Source organism: Arthrobacter sp. 10N43, assembly GCF_056394525.1.
This window is the reverse complement of record NZ_JBFTIA010000002.1, coordinates 108,956-130,802: the sequence shown is the minus strand read 5'-3', so window position 1 is coordinate 130,802 and position 21,847 is coordinate 108,956. Positions and strand designations below refer to the sequence as shown.

The 21,847-nt window shown below is 65.8% G+C and carries 26 protein-coding genes; 11 read left to right on the top strand and 15 right to left on the bottom strand.

Annotated elements, in window-relative coordinates; all coding sequences use genetic code 11:
* Positions 1-85: 85 nt before the first annotated feature.
* A complete protein-coding gene (locus AC1DDO_RS03180; protein WP_476971425.1) occupies positions 86-319 on the top strand; it encodes a hypothetical protein in 234 nt (77 codons plus the stop codon).
* Positions 320-386: 67 nt separating this feature from the next.
* Here AC1DDO_RS03180 and AC1DDO_RS03175 read toward each other — a convergent pair whose 3' ends face one another.
* Positions 387-1,298 (bottom strand): EamA family transporter, encoded by a 912-nt coding sequence (locus AC1DDO_RS03175; RefSeq protein ID WP_476868490.1) that lies wholly within the window; start codon positions 1,296-1,298, stop codon positions 387-389.
* A gap of 69 nt (positions 1,299-1,367) precedes the next feature.
* On the opposite strand from AC1DDO_RS03175, the gene AC1DDO_RS03170 reads away from it, so the two are divergent.
* From AC1DDO_RS03170 to AC1DDO_RS03150, 5 genes are all read left to right on the top strand, one after another.
* A complete protein-coding gene (locus tag AC1DDO_RS03170) occupies positions 1,368-2,276 on the top strand; it encodes a LysR family transcriptional regulator (protein ID WP_476868491.1) in 909 nt (302 codons plus the stop codon).
* A gap of 125 nt (positions 2,277-2,401) precedes the next feature.
* Complete coding sequence (locus tag AC1DDO_RS03165; protein ID WP_476868492.1) at positions 2,402-2,704, top strand: DUF4193 domain-containing protein; 303 nt, start codon at positions 2,402-2,404, stop codon at positions 2,702-2,704.
* Between the two features lie 94 nt (positions 2,705-2,798).
* Positions 2,799-3,551 (top strand): lytic transglycosylase domain-containing protein, encoded by a 753-nt coding sequence (locus AC1DDO_RS03160; protein ID WP_476868493.1) that lies wholly within the window; start codon positions 2,799-2,801, stop codon positions 3,549-3,551.
* A 60-nt stretch (positions 3,552-3,611) separates the two neighbouring features.
* The gene (locus AC1DDO_RS03155) at positions 3,612-4,190 is read left to right on the top strand and encodes a histidine phosphatase family protein (protein ID WP_476868494.1); all 579 of its coding nucleotides are present in this window, start codon (positions 3,612-3,614) and stop codon (positions 4,188-4,190) included.
* 98 nt (positions 4,191-4,288) lie between these two features.
* Positions 4,289-4,876 carry a TetR/AcrR family transcriptional regulator gene (locus tag AC1DDO_RS03150; protein WP_476868495.1) on the top strand — a complete coding sequence of 196 codons (588 nt, stop codon included), beginning with the start codon at positions 4,289-4,291 and terminating at the stop codon, positions 4,874-4,876.
* A 105-nt stretch (positions 4,877-4,981) separates the two neighbouring features.
* Here the strand turns inward: AC1DDO_RS03150 and AC1DDO_RS03145 are convergent, their stop codons facing one another.
* The 4 genes from AC1DDO_RS03145 to AC1DDO_RS03130 form a co-directional block, all read right to left on the bottom strand.
* Positions 4,982-5,329 (bottom strand): hypothetical protein, encoded by a 348-nt coding sequence (locus AC1DDO_RS03145; protein ID WP_476971424.1) that lies wholly within the window; start codon positions 5,327-5,329, stop codon positions 4,982-4,984.
* Between the two features lie 84 nt (positions 5,330-5,413).
* Positions 5,414-6,013: a hypothetical protein gene (locus tag AC1DDO_RS03140; protein WP_476868497.1), complete on the bottom strand. Its 600-nt coding sequence runs from the start codon at positions 6,011-6,013 to the stop codon at positions 5,414-5,416.
* The gene (locus AC1DDO_RS03135) at positions 6,010-7,086 is read right to left on the bottom strand and encodes a PEP/pyruvate-binding domain-containing protein (RefSeq protein WP_476971423.1); all 1,077 of its coding nucleotides are present in this window, start codon (positions 7,084-7,086) and stop codon (positions 6,010-6,012) included. The genes AC1DDO_RS03140 and AC1DDO_RS03135 overlap by 4 nt, the downstream gene beginning before the upstream one ends.
* Positions 7,083-7,457 carry a hypothetical protein gene (locus tag AC1DDO_RS03130; protein ID WP_476868499.1) on the bottom strand — a complete coding sequence of 125 codons (375 nt, stop codon included), beginning with the start codon at positions 7,455-7,457 and terminating at the stop codon, positions 7,083-7,085. The genes AC1DDO_RS03135 and AC1DDO_RS03130 overlap by 4 nt, the downstream gene beginning before the upstream one ends.
* A gap of 202 nt (positions 7,458-7,659) precedes the next feature.
* On the opposite strand from AC1DDO_RS03130, the gene AC1DDO_RS03125 reads away from it, so the two are divergent.
* Positions 7,660-8,049, top strand: a complete 390-nt coding sequence (locus AC1DDO_RS03125) for a hypothetical protein (protein ID WP_476868500.1) — start codon at positions 7,660-7,662, stop codon at positions 8,047-8,049.
* A gap of 655 nt (positions 8,050-8,704) precedes the next feature.
* Here the strand turns inward: AC1DDO_RS03125 and AC1DDO_RS03120 are convergent.
* From AC1DDO_RS03120 to AC1DDO_RS03105, 4 genes are all read right to left on the bottom strand, one after another.
* Positions 8,705-9,184: a hypothetical protein gene (locus AC1DDO_RS03120; protein ID WP_476868501.1), complete on the bottom strand. Its 480-nt coding sequence runs from the start codon at positions 9,182-9,184 to the stop codon at positions 8,705-8,707.
* 366 nt (positions 9,185-9,550) lie between these two features.
* Positions 9,551-10,489: a methyltransferase family protein gene (locus AC1DDO_RS03115; RefSeq protein ID WP_476868502.1), complete on the bottom strand. Its 939-nt coding sequence runs from the start codon at positions 10,487-10,489 to the stop codon at positions 9,551-9,553.
* A gap of 182 nt (positions 10,490-10,671) precedes the next feature.
* Positions 10,672-11,490, bottom strand: a complete 819-nt coding sequence (locus AC1DDO_RS03110; RefSeq protein WP_476868503.1) for a CPBP family intramembrane glutamic endopeptidase — start codon at positions 11,488-11,490, stop codon at positions 10,672-10,674.
* Between the two features lie 282 nt (positions 11,491-11,772).
* The gene (locus tag AC1DDO_RS03105) at positions 11,773-12,351 is read right to left on the bottom strand and encodes a TetR/AcrR family transcriptional regulator (protein WP_476868504.1); all 579 of its coding nucleotides are present in this window, start codon (positions 12,349-12,351) and stop codon (positions 11,773-11,775) included.
* A gap of 85 nt (positions 12,352-12,436) precedes the next feature.
* On the opposite strand from AC1DDO_RS03105, the gene AC1DDO_RS03100 reads away from it, so the two are divergent.
* Positions 12,437-12,778, top strand: a complete 342-nt coding sequence (locus AC1DDO_RS03100) for a hypothetical protein (protein ID WP_476868505.1) — start codon at positions 12,437-12,439, stop codon at positions 12,776-12,778.
* A 42-nt stretch (positions 12,779-12,820) separates the two neighbouring features.
* Here AC1DDO_RS03100 and AC1DDO_RS03095 read toward each other — a convergent pair whose 3' ends face one another.
* The 6 genes from AC1DDO_RS03095 to AC1DDO_RS03070 form a co-directional block, all read right to left on the bottom strand.
* Positions 12,821-14,020, bottom strand: a complete 1,200-nt coding sequence (locus tag AC1DDO_RS03095) for a luciferase domain-containing protein (protein WP_476868506.1) — start codon at positions 14,018-14,020, stop codon at positions 12,821-12,823.
* Positions 14,021-14,127: 107 nt separating this feature from the next.
* The gene (locus AC1DDO_RS03090; RefSeq protein ID WP_476868507.1) at positions 14,128-14,298 is read right to left on the bottom strand and encodes a hypothetical protein; all 171 of its coding nucleotides are present in this window, start codon (positions 14,296-14,298) and stop codon (positions 14,128-14,130) included.
* Positions 14,289-15,038 carry a maleylpyruvate isomerase family mycothiol-dependent enzyme gene (locus tag AC1DDO_RS03085; protein ID WP_476868508.1) on the bottom strand — a complete coding sequence of 250 codons (750 nt, stop codon included), beginning with the start codon at positions 15,036-15,038 and terminating at the stop codon, positions 14,289-14,291. Before AC1DDO_RS03085 ends, AC1DDO_RS03090 begins: the two co-directional genes overlap by 10 nt.
* Positions 15,038-15,874 (bottom strand): fumarylacetoacetate hydrolase family protein, encoded by an 837-nt coding sequence (locus AC1DDO_RS03080; protein WP_476971422.1) that lies wholly within the window; start codon positions 15,872-15,874, stop codon positions 15,038-15,040. The genes AC1DDO_RS03085 and AC1DDO_RS03080 overlap by 1 nt, the downstream gene beginning before the upstream one ends.
* On the bottom strand, positions 15,871-17,001 hold the full coding sequence (locus tag AC1DDO_RS03075) for a cupin domain-containing protein (protein WP_476868510.1): 1,131 nt from the start codon (positions 16,999-17,001) through the stop codon (positions 15,871-15,873). Before AC1DDO_RS03075 ends, AC1DDO_RS03080 begins: the two co-directional genes overlap by 4 nt.
* A 174-nt stretch (positions 17,002-17,175) precedes the next feature.
* The gene (locus tag AC1DDO_RS03070) at positions 17,176-17,997 is read right to left on the bottom strand and encodes an IclR family transcriptional regulator (RefSeq protein WP_476868511.1); all 822 of its coding nucleotides are present in this window, start codon (positions 17,995-17,997) and stop codon (positions 17,176-17,178) included.
* A 48-nt stretch (positions 17,998-18,045) separates the two neighbouring features.
* Here AC1DDO_RS03070 and AC1DDO_RS03065 point away from each other — a divergent pair, with 48 nt between their 5' ends.
* From AC1DDO_RS03065 to AC1DDO_RS03055, 3 genes are all read left to right on the top strand, one after another.
* Complete coding sequence (locus AC1DDO_RS03065) at positions 18,046-19,362, top strand: MFS transporter (RefSeq protein WP_476868512.1); 1,317 nt, start codon at positions 18,046-18,048, stop codon at positions 19,360-19,362.
* Positions 19,355-20,623 carry an FAD-dependent oxidoreductase gene (locus AC1DDO_RS03060; protein ID WP_476868513.1) on the top strand — a complete coding sequence of 423 codons (1,269 nt, stop codon included), beginning with the start codon at positions 19,355-19,357 and terminating at the stop codon, positions 20,621-20,623. The genes AC1DDO_RS03065 and AC1DDO_RS03060 overlap by 8 nt, the downstream gene beginning before the upstream one ends.
* A gap of 196 nt (positions 20,624-20,819) precedes the next feature.
* Positions 20,820-21,839: a LacI family DNA-binding transcriptional regulator gene (locus AC1DDO_RS03055; RefSeq protein WP_476868514.1), complete on the top strand. Its 1,020-nt coding sequence runs from the start codon at positions 20,820-20,822 to the stop codon at positions 21,837-21,839.
* The last annotated feature ends 8 nt before the right edge of the window (positions 21,840-21,847 follow it).

Here is a 21,847-nt window from a genome sequence, read left to right as displayed (position 1 = left end):
TCCGGACATCCCAGCCATCCGTTCGGGCGCGGAGCTTTTGCCGTAGCGTTTGCGGTTCCCCGTCCACCCACGTAGCGTCGGCCAAATGAGCGATGAAAGAAAGCCCAGGTCGGAGTCCGACGGCCGAGCGAAGAGAAGCCGGGGCACGGCATTCCTGCCCATCGGAATCGTTTTCCTCGCCGTTGCGATCACAATGATCTTCCTTGGAACCACGGCCTGGATTGCGTTCCTCACTATGGGCGTCACATTCCTGATCCTCGGGATGCAGAAGCCAGCGGGGAAGGGTGATCGTCCACCCGGCGAGATTTCGCAGGGCTGACCCCGGCCGCCATCATTCCACTGAATGCTCTTGCACCGCTGTTTCTGGAGAGAGACACACCCCAGCCTCAGGACCTGGATGCGCTCCGCTTCGTGCTGGCCAGCAGGATGGCAGCCGCGTTGGTGGCGACAATGATGCCGATACCCAGCCATTCGTGAACAGCGAGGATCTGCCGCAGCACGATCATCCCCGAGAGAGCCGCAAGCAGCGGATTGATGCTCATGTATACGCCGAAGAATGCCGGCCTGACGTGACGGAGCGCCACCACGTCTGCGGCGTACGGGATGACTGAGCACAGCACTCCGGCAATCACCGAAAACAACAGGGCCGGGCCGGTCAGGGACCCCGCCGCGACCAGATAGCCGACCACTGGCAAGTAGAACAGCAAGGAAACCGAGGTCGCAGCTGCCGGGCCTTGGAGTCCGGGCAGTCGCCGGCCTACCACCCCGTTCAGCAGGATGTAGGCCGCCCAGCAGGCTGCGCCGGCCACGGCGATTCCAATGCCCAGGAAGTCGCTCGAGGATCCGGGCAGCACCAGGATGTAGACGCCGGTGCCGGCGCACAGCCCGCACACCAGGTCGAGTTTGGACCCGGACCGGAGGAGGGCGATTGCAAGCGGGCCCAGGAATTCCAGGGTGACAGCCAGCCCCAGCCCGATCCGTTGGATGGCCACGTAGAGACAAATGTTCATCAGGGCGATCGTTCCGCCCAGCAGGAGTGCCGGCCACCACTGTTTCCACGTAAAGCGATGGAGCGGCGGCCGGGCCGCAGTCAAAAGCACGGCCGCGGCCACGAGCTGGCGCACGGCGACCACCCCCGCGGGTCCGAGGACCGGGAAAGCGTGCGCTCCGATTCCCGCCCCGATCTGATTGCTGAGTCCGCTGCCCGTCATGGTCAACAGGCCGCCGAAAAACCGCGGTTGGGATTGAGCCGACCGGCCGCGGTCCGGGCCCAAACCGTCCTCTGTGTATGCCTCCATAACCCAAAGTGTGGGGCGAAATCTTCAAACCTATAAATGCTTGCCGTGACGTTTCTATACGATGACCGTATGAATCTTGAGCTGCGCCATCTCCGGGCGCTCGTAGCAGTCGACGACGCCCGGACATTCACCGACGCAGCGATCACTTTGGGCACGTCCCAGGCAAGCATCTCCCGATCTGTCGCGGCACTGGAACGCACCCTGGGAGTGCGCGTCTTTCAGCGAACCACGCGCAGCGTGACCCCGACGGCGGCAGGGAAACGCATCATCGAACATGCACGGCGGGTCCTTGATGAAGCCAGGTTGCTCGAAGTGGCCGCGAGGGATCATGCCGGTGAGCTGAGGGTCGGCTACGCCTGGTCCGCGCTGGGCAGCCGGACCATAGCGCTGCAGCGCCGCTGGGAGGAAGAAAACACGGCAGCGCAGCTTATCTGGGTGCAGTCGAACTCCGCAGCGGCCGGCCTTGCGGACGGATCCGTCGACGTCGCCGTCGTCCGACGCCGGCTCCACGACCCCCGCTTCACGGAGGCGCTGATCGGAACGGAACGCCGGGTTGCGGCCGTCGCCGCGACGGATCCGCTGGCCCGCCGGCGCTTCCTGCGCATGGCGGACTTTGCCGGGCGAAGCGTCGCCATCGACAGCCGGACCGGAACCACTGCCGGGGACCTTTGGGGTCCGGACTCCCAGCCTTCATCGCTGCGCCCCGTCCAGAGCGTGGACGACTGGCTGACGCTGATCTCCACAGGCAAGGCCATGGGCATGTCCTCCGAGGCCACCGCCGCGCAATACCAACGCGCCGGGGTTGTCTACAAGCCAGTCCGCGACGCCGCACCGATATCAGTGTTCCTTGCATCCTGGAAGGACGACCCATCAGTCCTGCTAGCCGGGTTTGCGCGCTTGGCCCGGGAAGCGTTCGCCGAACACCCTGCCCCCCGGCCGCCCGGGAACGGGCCAGGAAAGTCGCACCCGGGCCATTAGCGGCCATTTCCCGCTCGGCCTGAGGCCTGCAGCGGGGGTGCCGCAGTTCATATGCCGCGGCGAGGCGCGCAATGGTGTACGTTGGCTTCCCGTCAGAACTAAACATAGGAATGAGAGTCACCCCCGTGGCAACCGATTACGACGAAGTCCGATCCGACGTCAAGGAGTCGCAGGACAATTCCCTGCAGGCGCTCCAATCCGCCAACGCCCCGGATGCCCGCAGCGTTGTCCGTGAGCTGGATGAAGCCGATGCCTTTGACGATGCGATCACCCCGGGAGGTGAGTTCGTCGCCGAGGAGCTTGTTGTCCAGGTCATCCCGCAGGCGCAGGACGAATTTACCTGCTACTCCTGTTTCCTGGTCCGGCACCGGTCCCAAGTGGCGCGCGAAAAGAACGGCCACGCTTACTGCGTTGAATGTGAAGGCTAGGGCGATGGCTTTGCACGTATCCGGCGCCGGGGCGAGTTGCCTCCCGGCTATGGATCCGCAGGTCGCCAAGGTACGCGGCAGGTCCTGCTAGTCCGTGCTGCGTCTGAAACGCCTTGTGGTCCTGGGCCTGTTCGTTTTCTGCGTCATCACCGGCTTCTTGTTTTGGGCGCTCCGGTTCTCCGGCGCGGAAGCCCGGGGAGCGTTGCCCGCACCGCCGCGAGCGGAGGCAAAACTGGCCACGTTGTCCAGCGGCATCATCCCCGCGGTGAACGTCACCCGGAGCGCGGATGCCCAGTGGCTCGTCGAGGCCGCGGCGCGGACCGGGATCCCTGCCCGCGCGCTCCAGGCCTACGTGGCTGCGGCCGGTACGGCCAATGAAACCGCTCCGACGTGCGGGATCGGCTGGAATACGGTGGCGGCCGTTGGCTTCGTCGAGACCGCCCACGGCACGTACGGCGGCGGAAGCCTGACCGCCACCGGGCAGGCGAGCGGGCCAATTGTTGGGCCCAGCCTTAATGGCGACGGCTTTGCCTCCATCCCTGATACCGACGGCGGTGCCCTGGACGGTGACGCCCGCTGGGATCACGCCGTCGGGCCCATGCAGTTCATCCCCTCCACGTGGCAGCTCGCCGGACGGGATGGCAACGGAGACGGAAAAGCCGACCCGTTCAACATTGACGACGCCGCGCTGACTGCCGCCTCGTACCTGTGCGCCCACGGCGGTGACCTCACCACCGCAAGTGGCTGGTCCGACGCCATCTACTCCTACAACCAGTCGGATTCGTACGTGAACAAGGTCCGCGACCGGGCCACCGGCTACGCCGCTCAGGCCGGCACCGCGGGATAATATCGTGCCGCTGACGCACTGATGATGGAGACCGCCCGAGGTCAGGGCAGAATGGACGGCATGACCCTGACGACTTTTGCCCTTGTTCGCCATGGCCAGACCGACTGGAATGCGCAGCGCCGCCTTCAGGGGTCCACCGACATTCCGCTCAACGACGTCGGCCGCGGCCAGGCGCGCGACGCCGCCGCCGTCCTGTCGGGCTACTGCTGGGATGCCGTCGTGTCCTCGCCGCTGAGCCGTGCCGCCGAAACCGCCGACCTGATTGCCGACGGGCTGGGGCTCCGTGTGGCCCGGCGCGTGCCGGAACTTGCCGAGCGCAGCTTCGGACCCGCTGAGGGGCTTCAGGCCGGACCGGAACTGGAGGCACTGCGCATCCCCGGCGGCTTCCGCGGCGCGGAAGGAGAGGACGAGGCGGCCAGCCGCGGGTTGGCGGCGCTGGACGCGCTGGCCGAGGAGTTCAGCGGCCAGCGGGTGTTGGCCGTCGCCCACGGCACGCTGCTGCGGGTCAGCCTCAGTCTGGCCATTGGCCGCACCCTGGAAAGCATCGACAACGCAGTGCTCAATCTGGCCCACCACCATGCCGTTGACGGCTGGGAGCTCGAATACTTCAACGGCGAGCGGGTCATGGCCGCCGTCTAGGGCGATCCGGGCGACCATCTCCCCTCCGCCTGCCGTGGCCGGAGCTACACAGCGCGTCAAGTGAAAGGCCGCTGTGAGTCCTGCACTAATCTGGGGGAGTGGCAAGCATTCGAGAAGCTCAGAAGCAGATGACCCGCCGGCTGTTGCGCGAGAAGGGGCTGGAGCTCTTCGAAGAGAAGGGGTATGCCGCCACCACGGTGGATGACATCGCCGTTGCCGTCGGCACCACCCGGGCCACTTTCTACGCGCATTTTCCGTCCAAGGCGCAGCTCATGCGGTCGCTCGTCGAGCGGTCCAACGAGATGCTGACCGAGGCGGATGTCCCGCCGCTGCATTCGGTGGTGGAATCCGGGGACCGCGAACTGATCAGGGCCTGGCTCGCCCGGAAGTTCGACCAGTGGGCCGATATCCGCCCTTACGTAGTGGCGGCCCACCAGGCGGCGGCCAGCGAACCGGACATCCAGGCGGCCCTGGACCAGTGGTTCGACTCGGCGATCGATGACATGCAGGCAGGCCTCGACCGGGCCGGGCGGTTTGAGCCAACCAGCCGCCGTGTGCGGTGCGCGCTGGCTTTCGGCGAACTGGAATTCTTCTCACGGCGCTGGATGCGGCTCGGCTGGACCGTGGACCGTGATATGTCGCTGGATCTGATGGTCGAAAACTGGTGCTTCCTGCTCACTGATTGAGCACGAAGCACCAGGCTCTGAGTCCGGCGCTGTCCGTGCATCGCAGCCCTAAATGGCGGCATTCCTAGCCTCGATAATTGATGCTGAGGCGGGAGTTGTGGTTGCTTATGCGGACGCCTTCGCTGCCGCAGTTACGTCCGTCGTCACTTGATGTGGAGGCGTCGGCTCGCGAAGGGTCCGGAGGAAGAGCCAGCCCATGGCGGGCAACGCGATCAGCGGGGTCAGGGCGGTCTCGTCCAGCAGCCGGTCGAAGATTCGCTTGGCCGTATGCCGCTGCTTCCGCGGCGCATCGAGATCGTCACGCAACCAGCCGTCGATCACGTCTCGGTACGAATCGAGCCGTGACCCGCGCATGGGCGACGGCTTCTTGGCCTTCGGCCACGCCGGATCCAACGCAGCAGCGACCGTGCGGTACCCGACCCCGTGCTTGCGCTGCAAGGCGCGATTCGACATTGACGTATAGCCGCGAAGAGCTCAACCCGGCTGCCCGCTGCCATCAGTCGTTGCTCGCTCTTGCGCCTGCTTGGAACACCCACGTCAGCGGGAGCGGCCGAGTGTGGCAAGGAGGTCTTCGTGAAGTTCGAACCAGACTCGGTGCGCGGACTCGCGGCCGGTCCCTGTCACCCACGCGGGATCGCTCGAGGCGAGATCGACAGCCACGCTAAATCGTTCGTGGTAGCCATCGAACCGCGGCAAGCGGCGCACCAACGCCTCTTCGAGCATCGCCCATGCTTCCCCGACCCGGGCGAGTTCCTTGATGGTCTCGGCGAGGCTCATGCCCGTTTCGGCGATGCCCATCTCGGCCAACTGCCAGCGTGTGCAGGCGTCGGTGACCTGATGGTTGAGCCATTCGAACTCGGTCATCACGGACTGCACCACGACACGGGCGCCGGCGCGCTCCAGCTCCTCGGCCAGGAGTTTCTCGCCCTCTGCTTTGCCAGCTTCGGTGAGCGACCATCCGCCGTCGGCCTCGAACCGGGTCCAGATCACCTGCCCTGCTGCCTGAGCATCGAGCAGGGCTTCGTCGACCTGGGCGGCCGGAAGACCCGCGCGCTCGCTCACGGGGGAAGTTCCGGCGTAGCCGAGGATCCGCACTGTGTGAAGGACCTGGAGCCGGACGTCGTCTGGTGATGTCATCGGGTCTCCGTTGCGGTGATGGTTCCGGTGGTGCCGTCGACGTCGACTAGCACGCCATCGGGCAGGCCCATGGCGAAGGGGACGTCGGTGATGGCAGGGATACGCAACTCGCGGGCGACGATCGCGGCGTGCGACAGCACCCCACCGCGCGTGGTGACGACAGCCGCCGCTCGAGCAAGCAGCTGCGTCCAAGCCGGTGACGTCGCCCGACATACCAGCACCTCACCGGCGGCGAACCGGGAGAAGTCGTCAAGGCCCTCGATGATGCGCAAGCGCCCGCGTGCGGTGCCCGGACTCGAAGGCGTGCCGAACATCAGGCCCACCGTTGCCGTCGCGTCCCGGCTTGGGGCAGCGAGAACCTGTTCGGTTGTCCAGGTTGCGGTAATCGGCCGGGCCTGCAGAATCCACACCCGATCGTCTGCGATCGCCCACTCCACGTCCTGTGGGCCGCCAAGGAGCTCCTCGGCCGATACGGCGACCTGGCTCACCGTGGTTGCCTGTTCGGCATTGAGGACCATGCGCGCCGTCAAGCGCCGAGGCCGGTCGCCGGGCGTGATTCGCCACCGCTCCGCGTGGCCCTGTCCCGATACGAGCCGGTCACCCAGGTCATGGACAGCCTCGATGACGCTGATCCGTTGTCCGGTGACGGGATCGCGCGTGAAAGCGACGCCCGCCGCGGCGGGGGACAACATCCGCTGCACTATGACAGCCACCTTGTCAGGGGCGGGCTGGCCGACGGCGGACGCGTATGCGCGCGCCTCCTCCACAGCAGCAGCTGTCCTGCGCACCTCAGTCTCGACATCGGTAGGCAGCACCCTCAGACTCGTGTGGAACTGGCCCGCAAACGACCACTCGTGCCCGTCCTCGACCATCCCCGAAGACCGCACAGCGCAGCTGGAGCCGCCCAGCGCGTCCAGGACGCCGGGTAGTTCCTGCTCCCAGCCCGCGTCCGGATCGACTGGCAGGACGAATCCATCCGGGACCGCGAACCCGGCCCGCAACAGCTGACCCAGCACTCCAGCCTTCGACCCGCAGGCCGCGTTCGCCTCGCGAAGCGGGATGAACGCGTTCACGACTGGGTACCCAGGCGGGCGAGCACGCGCGACATCCGCTGCTGCGCGGCTTGCCCCGACCCCAATCCCAGCGCTACAGCGAGCTGCTGGAACGTGACGCCCGCAGCCCTCGCGGCGAACAACAGCCCCGCCTCGACTTGGTCCAGCTCAGCCCGGGCAGCGCCAATCAGCCCCAACCCAGCCGTCACAACGTCCGCTTCGACGTCCTCATCCGCAGCCTTCCACGCCGCCAGACGCACGAGATCGCAGTCGCTCGCCGGCTGCCCAAGATGCTGCCACGGCCGCTCGGACAGCCCGTCGCCCCCGACAGCACCCAAGACGGCACGGTGAGCAGCGAGAGCATCGGCGAGAGAGCGATCATCCGGAGTCATGCATCAATCCCACGCGATCAACACTTTGTTGTCAACACACTGTTGATGTCAGTGTGGATTTGATCGCTTCGTGACGGTGTTCTGTGATCCCTTGGTGTCACACCTGCGCCCGTAGGCCGATCCGTAAACGGGACAGCTTAAGCGTTTTCACCGAATCGGAGTTGGTATGGCAAGTCGTAGCCGCTCCAATTAGGGTCGTTCCATGCTCAAGCCGCTTTTCGAACACCCGGCCCTGTTAGCGTCGGAACTCGGGCTGCTGCTTCTGGGACTCGTCCTGGCGCTAACTGGCTTCGCAAATTTTGCTGGCGCATCTACCGCCGACCGTCTTGCGTTCGTCGGTGCGTTCATATTCCTTCTAGCCGGAGCCTCGTGCCTCACGGTGAGGCTTATTGCGCTGCTGGGTCACCCCCTTTCAACCATCGGAAGGGCTACGGTGGTGACGGTCGGGTGGCTTGGTGCGACCTACCCTCTAGGTGGGGTCCTTACATATCTGGGCAGCGCGTACAGAACGGCCCTGCCGATCGCGGCGGCAGGAATCGCCCTAGCTCTCTTCTCAATAAGGAGGAAGCGACCTACAAGCCCGTCCATTTGAGGAACCTCAAGCAGGACGTTCTGTTCGATCCCACTGGCCTCTAGTGGAAACACACCAACGGTGCTTTCGTTGACCTACACAGCTACATCTGGGGAGTCATATGAAACGTCATCCGGATACTTGGAATGTTCGCCAAGTCCTTGCTGTCTCACTCGCGATAATCACGTCCTTGGTTCTCTTCTGGTTCCCATGTACACCCAGGTAAAACTAACGTCCGGTGGGCCAGAGCAGGTTAGCCATCCGACCCTGTTGGAAACAGGAGGGCCGTCTATGTTCGTGCCGTTGCTCATCCCCGTGGCCCTGACCGCGCTACCTCTCCTCGCACGAGGACGCGCGCGGACTCCAGTGTCGGTCGCGACTACTGTCGTTCTTATTGTCTTCGTAGTCATCGGCTCCGCAAGCATCGGATGGTTCTACATTCCAGCCCTGGCCGCCGCCGTAGCCGCCGTGGTTACCTCGATGGGCAGCCACGCAAGACCCCAAGTTCGCACGAACTAATCGTCCTAAACCGAGCCACTCTGCTGCCTTGCCCAAGACCTAGTCCTGATCGCAGGGGCAGGCATTACGCGGCACAGTTGTGGATCCTTCACCGGGCGCGCGGCTGCAGAGTATCTGGTCAAGGAATTTGCGGACGGACGTTCTCGGGGTGTACCGGTTACGTGCCGACGATGGCGTACTGGCCATTCAGTTTCTCGGCCAAACGTTCGATGTTAACGCTTGATGGCTGGCCACTCGCGATTTGGCTGAGGTCAACAACCATCCAATTACTTCCCCGAACGAGAGGGATCTTTCCCTGTTTTGAGTCAGACCATATTTGATAGCTCTTCTCAAGGGCGTCCTGATTCGGATAGAGATCTATCTGAATTTTTTCTGAACAAAGTCTCTGCGCCGAAGTGAGAGGAATGCCATCGCCCATAGGAACAACCGGATCGCCATCGGGTTTAGTATCACAGCCCAGGACGTTATCGACGGCAGCATAGGCCTCATCAATGGAGTCAAAAGATTGCGGGTTCCCGCGTTCTGGCTGTTGCCCCGCGCATCCCGTAAGCGGAACCGCTACAAGGGAAATCGCGACTGCGAGGTCCAGCAAACGTCTGCACTTCATCACTTCTACCCCCAAGGTTATGGATGGCACTATTCCACACGGTGCACACCCGGGGAAGCTCAATCGTTTCGACCACGGCCACCACTGCACTCCAATGTCAGGCGATTGCCTCCACCGTGCGGCGGCGTTGATATTCCATGCGAGCACTTTGGCAGGTGGCCACCACGCGCGGCAACGAACGCTCCGCACTTGCCCGGCGCCCGTTAGCCGGTCCCTGACAGCACTCTCCCTACTTCCACGGCTCCTGGTCCGGCGCCGAAGAGGGCAATGTACGTATGACCCGTACGGTGAAATGCACTGTGAGGGGGCGCTAATTGCAACCTAGATTCCTGCGAAGTCTGGCCACGTGGACGCCTTGGAATACTACGGTTTTTCAAGACACTGGCCGAGGCAGGTTTAGCGGCGGCGTGAGAAAGCCGGCCTCTCGTATGTCTCGGAAAGACGTCTCCATAGTCCCTTTGAACGCTGAGACGTCGGCACCCGCGGGATCCAGCAGCGCACCGTGTCGCGGTAGTGCTGGAATTCTTCGCCAAACCGTTCTTTGAGGTCAGATTCCTCAAGCGGCCTGATGACGTAGTTCCACACCAGCGAGCCCACGACCGCGTAGGCGATCACAAGCCATGACTGCAAGATCAGGCCGACCGCGGTGCCTTGGACGATGCCCGCTACCGCCATAGGATTCCGAATCCAGCGATACGGACCTGCGATGACCAGACGGTTCGGCATCGCCGACGGCAGCGGCGTGCCCTCTCCCAGGGTCGACATCACCAGGGCCGACCAGATGCCAAGACCGCTGGCGAGTAGGAGAACTGCGACCCCGACAGGCCCCGCACCCGGAGGGAACGGGAGCGACACCGCCCAGCGCTGCTCAAGAACCGTTATGGCCCACGGAACCACCACGAGGAAGAACCCCCAGAACAGGACGATCTGCCCGAATGTTGACGCCACGTGGGTTGCGGCGGTTGAGCGGGTGACGGCGGGGCGGAATGCGAAGGGGCCGCGGATGATCCACGTGGTCGGTACGCGTCCCAGCAAGTGGGCGCAGAGCGCGATCACCGAACATGCGGCAGCAGCACCCATGCTCAGTACGCCCCAGCCCGCTTCGGTTGTGAACGTGGCGTACACCGCCAGTGCGACGGCGACGACGCTTGTCCAGCCGGCGCTCACCACCGCGGCAGCCCTGACGCCACATGCCGCCACGGCCGAGGCCACGACGAAGAGCGGAATGTCGAAGACCGCGACGGCGGCCGGGTCCAGATTCCCTAGGGTCGCCTCGCGCACCCCGGGCACGAGGAACACTGCGGTCCACCAGGAGATGCCGCCAATCGCCTGCATGGCGAAATAGGTTCGCCCCCACCGCGCAAAACCTGTCACCGACTCAACCCCACCACCAATAGTCCCCGCAGGCCTGTCGATGGAAATCCAGCAGGCGCTTCCCGCTCGATGACGGGCTGGCGTCAGCCTACCGAATCTGACCGCAGTGGCCGGGGAGCCTGGCTGCACGGCGGGCCGCCACGTCAGTACAAGAAGATGGGCAGCCAGTCCCGGTTGTGTGCGTGCACCAGCGCGAGAAACAGGACAAAGTCGAAGATCAGATGTACTGACACGACGTAGGTGAAGGACTTCGTCAGCCTGAAGGTATAGCCCTGCAGCAGCGCGAAGGGGAACGTCAACAGCGGTCCCCAGGCCTGATAGCCGATCTCCCAGAGGAACGAGGAGAAAACCACGGCCTGCAGGACGTTGGCCAGCCAGTCTGGAAAGTGTTGCCGCAGCAGCGTGAAAGTTGTGCAGATGAAGAACAACTCGTCCCAGATGCCAACGGCGTTCACTCCCAGGAAAAGCCGCCAAAAGATTGCCGGATCGGACGCGTCCGGCCAGTTTTGGTAGACCCCGGTACTGATCAGATACACGGGCAGAATGAAATATCCGAGCGCCGCCACGCCAACCAGGTACAGCTTCGCGGCGAGCGGCCACTTCCGGCCGGTGTTCACCGGAAACCTGATGATCTCCTCGCCGTAAAGGAAACGCGACACCAGCCACGGCACCAGCACGGCCAGGGCGAGGGCGCCACCCATGAGGACCATGTGCCGGATGCTCAAATCGGCGTTCAGAGGAACCGCGCTGATGATGACCATTCCCGCCGCAATGAGCACGAGGTGCCGCATCAACCCGCGGTCGATGAAGGCCGCCGTCGCCAGGCCAGCCGCGAGAGTACCGTAGCCAAGAGCGTCATTTTGGACGCCAAACAGCAGCACACCGGACGTGGAAACAAGCGCCGCCGGCACCAGTTTCCAGCTGAGCGCGGTCCGGGGTGTTTCCGTCGAGATAGTGGACACCCCACAAGCATGTCAGGGCAGTCCGTGGCACGAAACCACGAAACGGCGAAAGCATGGGCGATTCGGGAGGGGCTGGTGCCCGCTCCGGCCGGCGGTATGTTGCCGGCGGCGCTCTCTGGAGGCTACTCGATGGTCTTCACTCTGGGCCGCCGGTGTGGCGGTCCTGATCGCCCCGGTTGCCCTGCTGCTGATCACCGTCGACCGCAAGACATTCACCGGCGATGAAGGCGACACCCCGTCGTCCGCCTGGGCTGAGCCCGCCTGTGCCTACTGCATCTGTGCCTACTGTGCGTCCGCGGCGTCATGGGCGAGCAGTTCGCTGGTTCGCATGATGGCCACGCGCCTGCGTTCCTCGTCCGCCGCTCCGGTGATCACAAGGTGGACGTTCGGGCTCGATGCCCATGCGTGGCAGAGTGTCACGATTGTGAGCAGCAGGTCTTCCGCTGCCCTCTCGCTCGCCGTGGGCAGCGCGCGACGGATCTCGGCCACCTTGTCTGCTGAGCGGAGGGCGCGAGCTTCTGCGCCGACCGGATGGCCCAGCTCAAGCCCCTCCCAAAACGTGAGCCGCGCGAGACCGGGGGGGCTCCTGGAAAAGTCAAAGTACCGTCCCGCGAAATCGGCGATCGCAGCAGGTCCCGAGCCGATAACCGGGAGGCCGTCCAGGGCCGTGGCGAGTTGGCGGGTGAGCGCCGCTTCGAAGAGTTGGGCCTTGTCGCCGAAGTAGAAGTAGATCCGTTCGCGGTTGCACCCCGAACTCTTCGAAATCTGGTGGATCCGCGCGCCGGAGAAGCCACGCTCTGAAAATTCGGCAATGGCGGCCGCGAGGATCTTCTCCCGCGTCGCGTCAGTGTCCCAGGCCATGGCCCCATCCTATCTCCAACCGTTCGTTTGCTTTTGGGCGGCGCGGCTCCGTAGCATCGTTTCCAACCAGACGTTTGGAGATTGAGTGGAACACGAGGGCAAAGCGCTTGCCGCCGACGAAACGGGCGTAGATCATCATCGGACCGCCGGCATCGCATCCGTCCATGTCAGGGCCGCGGTGACGTGGCTGGCGATTTTTCCGCTGGCCGCCATCGGGATGAGCGCGCTGGCTGCATTGGTGCCGGAGTGGCCTCCGGTCCTTCGGGCGTTTGCGCTCACCCTCGTGGTGGTTCCCACTGCCGTCTACCTTGCGGTGCCCCGGCTCCTCCGGATCCAGGCGCGGCTAAGCCGGGCCGCGGCACGCGCCCGGGCGCGCCGCGCCACGAAATGGAACAGGTCCGCTGGCGGGGAACGCCGCGGCGCATGATCATCTTCGGGAAGGCACTGGGCGTCACGTCCCGGTGAACCGTCAGAACTCTTCGGCGTCGGCCCCGGTGGCGTAGCCATGGCTGGTGGCCACCATCGCCGCGACAACCTCCAGCTCGCTGTCGTCCCGCGGCCCGTAGACCATGACCATGCCTCGAGCCAGCCGGATGCCGGCCAACGGATGGGCCGCCGCCCAGCCCTTGGCAACGGCGTCGGCCACCAGTTCGGGCGGAAGGGCCAGGTGGAGCGAGCCGTCGTAGGGCGGGTGCTGGTGGGCAAACTCCCCAACCGAGGGAACCAGGAACGCATCGGCCGGGGCATCAGCCCCGGGCTTCACCTTGAGGCCGCGCGCACCCGGAACGGAGATCGCTGACTGCGACGTCGCGACGCCGGCGAGCGAGCGTATCCGGTCGAACAATCTTTCCTGAAGCTCAAGTGGCGCGTTGTCACTGAGTTGTTCCTGCGGGATGGTCCACGACACGGCCGGGCGCTGGCCGGCCCTCACCGGCAGGTGCCCCCCGGGCAGCGCCGACCAGTGGGTGCTGTTTGCGGTGCGGTCGCGCGCCCCGGGCCGCGTAAGGAACGAAAAGCGCTCGTGGATCCAGCCGCCGAGTTCACCGAGCGTCTGAGCGCTGATGTGGTGCCCGCCGGGATCGCGGCGCGCATAGGCGGCGGCTGCGGAATCCGTGAGCAGGTACTGCCACGTGCGCTCCAGCAGCTCTGGCGGAATAATCCTGTCCTGGTCGCCCTGGGCGACGAACACCGGTAGTCCGGTCAACCGGGCCGGCGTGACAGGGACGCCGGCGTCGAACGGCAAAGTCCCGTACAGGATGGCGGCTCCGTCAAAACGTGCCGGATCTGCAAGCAGCAGTCCGCCGGCGAAAGCCGCGCCCCCGCTGAAGCCGACGAGCACCACGGGCCGTCCGTCCGGGGCAGCGGCATCGAGCCAGGTTCGGAACCAGGACATGGTGGCGGCCAGCGACTCGGCAACCGGGCGGCCGATGCCGCGGTTGGCAAACCATGCATAGCCGCCGCCTTCGGCAATAGGGGCCCGGACTGCCGCATAGGCGGCACCCGGCGGCAGCTGGTCAGCCAGGGCAATGATTTCGCGCTCACTTGAGCCGCGCCCATGCAGGAGCACCACCAGGGGCGCCAACGGGTCGGCTGATCCGGCGGTCGCCACCACGGGTGAAGCGCTGAGGGAGGGGTCGCCCACGACCGTGGGCGTCTCGGGGATTCGCATGAAAGCTCCTGGGTGAGGGGGAGTGAGCACAGGACTGTTTATTGAAGCTTCAACTATCATGAAGCGTCGGGTATTCCCCGTCAACTATTTCGGGTGTCGTTGAGGCCCTAGGTGCTGAGTGGCCATGCCTTGAGCAGTTGGCGGGCCGTCCCGTTATTGCCGAGGTGGTACACCGCCACGCTCGCAGGGTTCACGTCGAACGCATCGAATGCGCCGGCTTCGATCCCGTCCAGGTCCGCCAGCGTCGCGAACCCAACGGAGATGGGGCCTAGATCCACTTCGGCGCGGCCGGCACCGTGCCGTTGGCGGCCGGGCCACTCGCACTCACGCCGCTGGTGCCGCGGCCGGCGGCCCATTCGACGACGCCGGGCAGGGCCCCGGTGATGATCGTCGGGTCAGCGGCGGTGGTGTCGCCGAACGACAAACCTGAGCCTGCCACCTTCACCACCAGGCCCGCGTCGGTGCCCCGGATTTTCCAGGCGCCCGTGATGTCCGCCAGGAGCCGCTCCAGCACCGGTGCAGGGATGTCGGCGAACGAGGCCCCATTGTCGAGGTCGATGGCGTGCATCCAGACTTCGCGGCTGCGCATCCAGACCGTTTCGGTGGCAGGGACTTCCCGGCCCTGGATGGTGCGGACCCTGTTATGCCAGGCGTCCCCGGGCAGGTCCCGCCACTCGACGCTCAAATGCACCGCGGAGTGGTCGAAGAGGTTCCGCAGCGCGATCGGGCTCAGCGTGGCGCCGAAATCGATCTCATGGTTGCGGACCCCGGTCGAGGCATACATGGGGGTTTCCACCCCGGTGGCCGCCCACTCGACCAGCCGTGCGATGGCCCGGGCGTTGTAGCCGATATGCGCCGTGATGTGGCGGCGGGTCCAGCCCGGCAGCAGCGAGTCGCCGTCGAGCTCCGCGTCGGAGAGCTCATTGAGCTTGCGGGCGAAGAACGCCGTGCCCCGGCGCGCCTGCAGCAGCGCCGCAAGCAGCTCCGGGTCCGTCGTCAGGTCCTGGCGGGCAACCATCAGGCTTCCTTGACCACGCGGTTCTTCAGCTGACCCAGTCCCTCGATGGTGGTGACCAGGATCTGGCCCTCCTGCAGGTAGCGCTTGGGGTCCTGGGCGTGGCCCACGCCGCCGGGGGTGCCGGTGGCGATCACGTCGCCCGGATTCAGCGTGATGATCGTGGAAATGTAGGAGACCAGGTACTCGGGGGTGAAGACGAGGTCGCCCGTGGGGGTCTGCTGCTGGACTTCGCCGTCGACCTCGGAGGTCATCAGCGGCCCGGCACGGAATTCGTCCTTGGTGACCAGGGCAGGGCCGAACGGGGTCGACTTTTCCCAGGTCTTGCCCTGCAGCCACTGGATGGTGCGGAACTGGTAGTCACGCATGGACACATCGTTCAGCACGGCATACCCGGCGATGTGGTCAGACGCGTCGGCTTCGCTGATCCGGCGGCCCTTCTTGCCGATCACGACGGCGAGTTCGGCCTCCCAGTCCACGGCGTCGGATTCCTGCGGCAGGGCAAGGTCATCGTTGGGACCGATCAGGGATTCGGCGTACTTCGCGAACAGGGTGGGGAACTCGGGGACCTCCCGGCCCATTTCCTTGATGTGGTTGCGGTAGTTGTGGCCCACGCAGATGATCTTGCCGGGGGAGGGGACGACGGCGGCCAGGTCGGCGCCGTCGAGCGCGTTGGTTGCGCCGTTGGCGGCCTTGGCCGTCGCTTCCCAGTCCGCGGTGCGGAGCAGCTCCCCGACGTCGGCAAAGCCGTCGATTTCGGTCAGGGTGTCGCCGTCCTGGCGGACAGCCACGGTCCCGGTGCCGGTTCCGTTGTCAGTGCGGAGGGTCAGGAGTCTCATTTGTTGCGTCCTTCGATGTAGGTGCGGTTGAAGTTCAGCCGTTCGAAAATGGGGGCGTCGCTGAAGCGGAAGAGATCGAATTCGGTCCCCGCCTGCAGCGACCATTCCTGCCAGGACGGGACGACGAAGAGGTCGCCCTTCGCCAGGTTCCTCGTCTCGCCGTTCAGGACCACGGTGCCGGAGCCTTCGAAGACCTGCCAGACGCTGGAGCCGACCTCGCGGAGGCTCTCGGTGGAGGCGCCGGCGCGGAGGCGGTGGAATTCAGCCCGGATGGTCGGCATGACGTCACCGCCGGTGGTGGGGTTGGTGAAGCGGACGGCGGCGTGGCCCTGGGACACGGTGGCCGGGTGGCCCTCGTCCTCGAGCAGGAGCTGCTCGCGCAGAGCCCGGTCCGTGTGTTCCCAGCGGTACGCGGCGATGGGGGAGCTCGTGGTGTCATCCAGCCCGGAGAGCGGGCGCAGCCCCGGGTGGGCCCAGAGCCGCTCCGAGCGGGAGATGTCCGGAGTGGCCTCGTCGGTGACGCGCTCGGTGCCGAACTCGAAGAAGCCGGCGTCGGCATAGTGCACGAACGGGATGTCCAGGCCGTCGATCCAGGCCATCGGTTCATCGGTGTCGTTGTGGTGGCCGTGGAAGTTCCAGCCCGGGGTCAGCAGGAAGTCACCGCGGGACATCCGGACCGGGTCCCCGTTCACCACGGTCCAGACGCCTTCGCCCTCGACGACGAAGCGGAAGGCGTTCTGCGAGTGCCGGTGCTCCGGGGCAGTCTCGCGGGCCCCGAGATACTGGATGGCAGCCCACAGCGTTGGGGTGGCGTACGGCGTCCCGGCCAGGCCCGGGTTGGCGAGGGCAATGGCGCGGCGTTCCCCGCCACGGCCCACGGGAACCAGGTCCCCGGCGCGGGCGGCCAGCGGGTACAGGTCGCTCCACCGCCAGACGTGGGGCACCGCCTTGGGAGTCGGGACCATGGGCATCAGGTCCGCGATCTCGGTCCACAGCGGAATCAGGTTCTCCCGGTCAAAATCCCGGTACAGCTCCTGCAGCTGGGCAGCCTCTTCAGGTGTCGGCTCCGGAGCAGTAAGCCCCGCGGCCACTGATTCATGAGTCGTGTTCTCAGCGCTGATGGACACGTGGGCCTCCTCGATAGGTCAGAACAGTTCTTGGCGTAGTTCGACACTAAAGATTCATCCGTGTGATCCCCAACATATTCTGCTGGTCAGAATTCCCTGCAGCCCAGCTGACTCGCAGCAGGGGCGGTTATGGGCCCTCAAAACGGCCTCAACTGCGAGTCAGTTGGGTGGTCGTCAGTCCGGCTCCGCCGGGTTGGCCGCGATGTCGATCTCCAGCTGCCGGCAGGTTTCCCGCAGGGCGGGGACGAGCCCGGCGTCGAACACCCTGCGGAAACGGGTGGCTGGAGTGGCGACGCTGAGCGCGCCAACAACTATTCCGTGCCGGTTGTGCAGGGCCATCCCCAGGGCGCTTACACCTTCCTCCGTGCCTTCGAAGTTGGCTGCGAAGCCGTTGCCGCGGATGGACTCAAGTTCCCGCAGGAACGCCGGAAATTCGTCATCCGGGATGGTGTCGCCGCCAATCTCCGCGTTGTGGCTGCGGAACAGCTGCTCGATCATCGGCGGCTCCAGCTCCGCGAGCATGGCCTTCCCGCCGGAGGTTTTGTTGGCGGGCATTACCGTCCCCTGCCGGTCACCCACGCGCAGCACATTGCTGCCCTCGACGGTGGCCAGGAACCGCACCTTGGTCCCCACCCGAACCATCAGATTCACTGTCTCGTTCAGCCGTGCGGACAGGAGTTCCATATGGGGCTGGGCGATGGATCGGAGCAGCCGGGTCCAGCTCAGCCCGGCCGGCCCGACCCCCATTGCCGGGCCCGGGACATAGCGGCGCGTTTCGTCCTGCACGGCGAAGCCCCGGTAGACCAGCATCGCCAGCAGTCGGTGCGCGGTCGAGGGTGCAACGCCCAGCTCGGCCGCGGCGTCCTTGAGACGCAAGGCGCCGCCGTCGCGCAGGAGCTGGAGCAGCTGCAGCGCGTTGTCCACTGCCTCGATGGAATAGGTCGGCCGCTTCTGGACGGGCTTACGGGTGGATCGGGCCGATGGAGTATTCTGCACATCAGAATTGTATTGTGGTTCACCTGCGAAGGCCATGACAGTAGTGGCATGAATCACACACCCTCCGTTGCAGCGCCGCGCCGGTCCTCGCCGGGGGATCCCACCCCCGTTACCGTTGGCGGGCCCGCGGCACGGTTCTCCAAAAGCTCGGCCGCCGCCGTCCTGGTCTGCTGGCTCCTGGTGGTCTTCGATGGCTACGACCTGATTGTCTACGGCACCGTCCAGTCCTCCCTGATTTCCGAGACCGGCTGGGGGCTGACCAAGGCCACCGCCGGAACCATCGGTTCCATGGCCTTCGTCGGCATGATGATCGGAGCGATCTTCGCCGGCCGGATGGCCGATTCCTGGGGACGCCGCCGCACCATTCTGGGTTGCGCCATCGTCTTCTCGATTTTCACCATCCTGTGCGCCTTCGCACCCAACGCCCCGGTATTCGGCACCCTGCGGCTCCTGGCCGGCGTCGGACTCGGGGGCCTGGTGCCCTCGGCCAATGCCCTGGTCGCCGAACTTGTCCCGGCCAAGTGGCGGTCAACGATCGCCACCCTGATGATGTCCGGCGTCCCCATTGGCGGATCCATCGCCGCCCTTGTCGGCATCCAGCTGATCCCCGCCTTCGGCTGGGAGTCCATGTTCCTCGTCGCCGTGCTGGCCCTGCTGATCGTGGTGCCCCTCGGACTGAAGTACCTGCCGGAGACGCTGGCCCCGGTCGGCGCCGCCAGCGGCGGCCGAAGCCTCGAGGAGCCGATCGGCTTCAAGTCCCTGCTCCGCGCCCCGTACCTGGGAGTCAGCCTGCTGTTCGCCCTGGCGACGATCGCCACCCTGTTCGCCTGGTACGGGCTGGGCACCTGGCTGCCCAACCTCATGCAGCTGGCCGGCTACAACCTTGGCTCCGCCCTGACCTTCGCCCTTGCCCTGAACCTGGGCGCGGTGGCCGGCTCGGTCATCACAGCCTGGGCCGGGACCCGCTTCGGCCCGATCCCGACGGCGATCGCCGCCGCAGCCGTCGCCGGCGGCGCCCTCGTGGTCCTCGTTACGGGACCGCCGGTCACCGTCGTGTACCTCATGCTGGTCCTCGCCGGCGTCGGCACCCACGGCACGCAGTGCCTCATCATCGCCGCCGTCGCCAGCCACTATCCCGGTCACCTGCGCGGCACCGCGCTTGGCTGGGCACTGGGAACCGGCCGCATCGGCGCCGTCGCCGCACCCCAGATCGGCGGCCTCCTGCTGGCGGCCGGGCTGGGCGTCAGTTCCAATTTCCTCGCCTTCGCCGGTGCAGCCGCCATCGCCGCGGTACTGCTGGCCGCCGTCGGCCTCAAACTCAAGTCAAAATCCTCAACCTCACCAACAGGAGCAAGCAATGTCTGAGCACGCCCCGTCCATCGATATCTCCACCGATGTCCTCGTCATCGGAGGGGGAATGGCCGGACTGGCCGGAGCCCTCGCGCTGCGGGAAAACGGAGCCAACGTCACTCTGGTGGAACGGGCCCCCGAATTCGGCGAGGTCGGCGCAGGCCTGCAGATGGCCCCCAACGCCTCCCGCGTCCTGAAGCGCTGGGGCCTGCTGGAAAAAGCCCTGGAAATCGGCGTCCAGCCCAAGCACCTGGTCTTCCGTGACGCCGTCACCGGCGAGGAACTCACCCGCCAGAGCCTCGACGGGGAATTCGAGGAACGCTACGGAGCGCCGTACGTCGTGATCCACCGCAGCGACCTGCACCGGGTCCTGCTCGAAGGCTGTGAAGCCGCCGGCGTCACGCTGGTCAACGACGTCATGGTCGAGAGCGTGGAAACGGTCAACGGCCGCGGCGTGGCCCACACCGCCGCCGGAGTGGACTACTCGGCCGACGTCGTGATCGGCGCCGACGGGCTCAAGTCCACCCTGCGTCCCCTCGTGGCCAACGACCAGCCGGTCCCCTCGGCCTACGTGGCCTACCGGGGCACCGTGCCGATCACCGAAAACACGCCCAAGGCCGACCTCGAGGACGTCATTGTCTACCTCGGCCCGGACTGCCACCTGGTGCAGTACCCGCTGCGCAAGGGCGAACTGCTGAACACCGTGGCCGTCTTCAAGTCCGCCTCCTTTGAGCGCGGCGAGGAGCAGTACGGGGGAGTGGACGAGCTTGAGGCCGCGTACAAGGACTGCGTCCCGGCCGTCCGGGAGGCGCTGAAGAACCTGGGCACGGGCATGCGCTGGCCGATGTACGACCGCGACCCGATCGAAAACTGGGTCGCCGGCCGCATGGTGTTGATGGGCGACGCCGCTCACCCGATGCTGCAGTACCTCGCCCAGGGCGCCTGCCAGGCCCTCGAGGACGCGGCCGTCCTGCAGGACGCCAGCACCGGCACCGTCTTCACCGCCGACGGCGTCAACCCGGAAGGCTGGGACCAGGCCATCAAGGAGTTCAACAGCCTCCGCGCCGGCCGCACCGCACGGGTCCAGCGCACCGCCCGCGTCTGGGGCGAATCATGGCACGTCTCCGGGCTGGCCCGCACGCTGCGCAACTTGCTGTTCAAGAGCCGGAAGGACAACGACTTCCAGTACAACGACTGGCTGTACGGCCAGGACGGCGACGGTGTGCCGGCCGACCGCGCGGCGCACTCCAAGCTGGCGGAGAACATTCCTGCCTGACCCGGCGACTGAGCATGCGGCACCGCAAGAACCCCCTCTCCTGAGGGGGTTCTTGCGTTAAGCCCGGGTCCGCATTGCTTCAGGCACGCGGCCCGACGGCGCTGCCCGCTGACGCTGTGCCTCTTGACACTGCCAAAACGTTTTGGATAGTGTGAGCCACACAACATGCCAAAACGTTTTGCAAAGGGAGTCAACGGTGACGAAGGTCGGAATTAGGGACGTAGCGAAAGCTGCCGGGGTCTCCGTGACCACGGTGTCCCACGCCCTCAACCCAGCGGGCGGCACCCGGGTCAAAACGGAAACCCGGGAACACATCCGGGCCGTCGCCAAAAACCTTGGCTACGCGCCCAACCGGCTCGCCAGCGGGCTGCGCAACCATCGTTCGCAGATCCTTGGCCTCGTCAGCGACGAAATCACCACCACACCGTTCGCCGGGGCCATGATCAGGGGCGCCCAGGACGCCGCCTACGAGCGCGGCTACGTCGTCATGGTGGTCAACTCGGGCCTCGACCCGGAACTGGAAAACCGCGAAATCCGGACGCTGCAGCAGCACCAGGTTGATGGGATTGTCTACGCGAGGATGTACCACCAGGGCGTCAGCCTTCCTGAAGACCTGGACACGCTGCCCACGGTCCTCCTCGACGCCGTCAGCGCGGACCGGTCCATCTCCTCGGTGGTCCCGGACGAGGTGGCCGCGGCGGAAACGGCAGTGGAAGCCCTCGTCCGGGCCGGCCATACCAGGATCGGGATGCTGAACAACGTTGACGACATCCCGGCAACCCACGGACGGCTTCAGGGCTACAGGAACGCGCTGGCCCGCCACGGCCTCCAGTTCAATCCGGAGCTGGTGACCACAGGCACGGCTGATACTCCCGGCGGTCGGGAAGCTGCGCTTCAGGTGCTGCAGCGTCCGGACCGCCCGACGGCACTGTTCTGTTTCAGCGACCGCGTGGCCATGGGCGCCTACCAGAGCGCTGCCACCCTGGGACTCCGCATTCCCGAGGACCTGTCCGTGGTCGGCATGGACAACCTGGAGCTGATCGCCGCCGCGCTCTGGCCCGGACTCACCACGGTGGCGCTGCCGCACTATGAGATGGGGCGATGGGCCGTCACCCGGCTCCTCGACGACATCGAAGGCCCCGAGGTGAAAGCCGTCCAGGAACTGCTTTCCTGCCCGCTCATTGAGCGGGGGTCCGTCGGGCCGCCGCCGGACTGAGCACCCGG

What these genes read in the sequence shown, in the direction of transcription:
- AC1DDO_RS03115 (WP_476868502.1), bottom strand. Translation starts at nt 10,489, where the DNA reads ATGCAGGCGATTGGCGGCATCTCCTGGTGGACCGCAGTGTTCCTCGTG.
- AC1DDO_RS03155 (WP_476868494.1), top strand. Translation starts at nt 3,612, where the DNA reads ATGACCCTGACGACTTTTGCCCTTGTTCGCCATGGCCAGACCGACTGG.
- AC1DDO_RS03085 (WP_476868508.1), bottom strand. Translation starts at nt 15,038, where the DNA reads ATGGTTGCCCGCCAGGACCTGACGACGGACCCGGAGCTGCTTGCGGCG.
- AC1DDO_RS03140 (WP_476868497.1), bottom strand. Translation starts at nt 6,013, where the DNA reads ATGACATCACCAGACGACGTCCGGCTCCAGGTCCTTCACACAGTGCGG.
- AC1DDO_RS03105 (WP_476868504.1), bottom strand. Translation starts at nt 12,351, where the DNA reads ATGGCCTGGGACACTGACGCGACGCGGGAGAAGATCCTCGCGGCCGCC.
- AC1DDO_RS03145 (WP_476971424.1), bottom strand. Translation starts at nt 5,329, where the DNA reads ATGTCGAATCGCGCCTTGCAGCGCAAGCACGGGGTCGGGTACCGCACG.
- AC1DDO_RS03175 (WP_476868490.1), bottom strand. Translation starts at nt 1,298, where the DNA reads ATGGAGGCATACACAGAGGACGGTTTGGGCCCGGACCGCGGCCGGTCG.
- AC1DDO_RS03130 (WP_476868499.1), bottom strand. Translation starts at nt 7,457, where the DNA reads ATGACTCCGGATGATCGCTCTCTCGCCGATGCTCTCGCTGCTCACCGT.
- AC1DDO_RS03060 (WP_476868513.1), top strand. Translation starts at nt 19,355, where the DNA reads ATGTCTGAGCACGCCCCGTCCATCGATATCTCCACCGATGTCCTCGTC.
- AC1DDO_RS03170 (WP_476868491.1), top strand. Translation starts at nt 1,368, where the DNA reads ATGAATCTTGAGCTGCGCCATCTCCGGGCGCTCGTAGCAGTCGACGAC.
- AC1DDO_RS03125 (WP_476868500.1), top strand. Translation starts at nt 7,660, where the DNA reads ATGCTCAAGCCGCTTTTCGAACACCCGGCCCTGTTAGCGTCGGAACTC.
- AC1DDO_RS03180 (WP_476971425.1), top strand. Translation starts at nt 86, where the DNA reads ATGAGCGATGAAAGAAAGCCCAGGTCGGAGTCCGACGGCCGAGCGAAG.
- AC1DDO_RS03095 (WP_476868506.1), bottom strand. Translation starts at nt 14,020, where the DNA reads ATGCGAATCCCCGAGACGCCCACGGTCGTGGGCGACCCCTCCCTCAGC.
- AC1DDO_RS03065 (WP_476868512.1), top strand. Translation starts at nt 18,046, where the DNA reads ATGAATCACACACCCTCCGTTGCAGCGCCGCGCCGGTCCTCGCCGGGG.
- AC1DDO_RS03080 (WP_476971422.1), bottom strand. Translation starts at nt 15,874, where the DNA reads ATGAGACTCCTGACCCTCCGCACTGACAACGGAACCGGCACCGGGACC.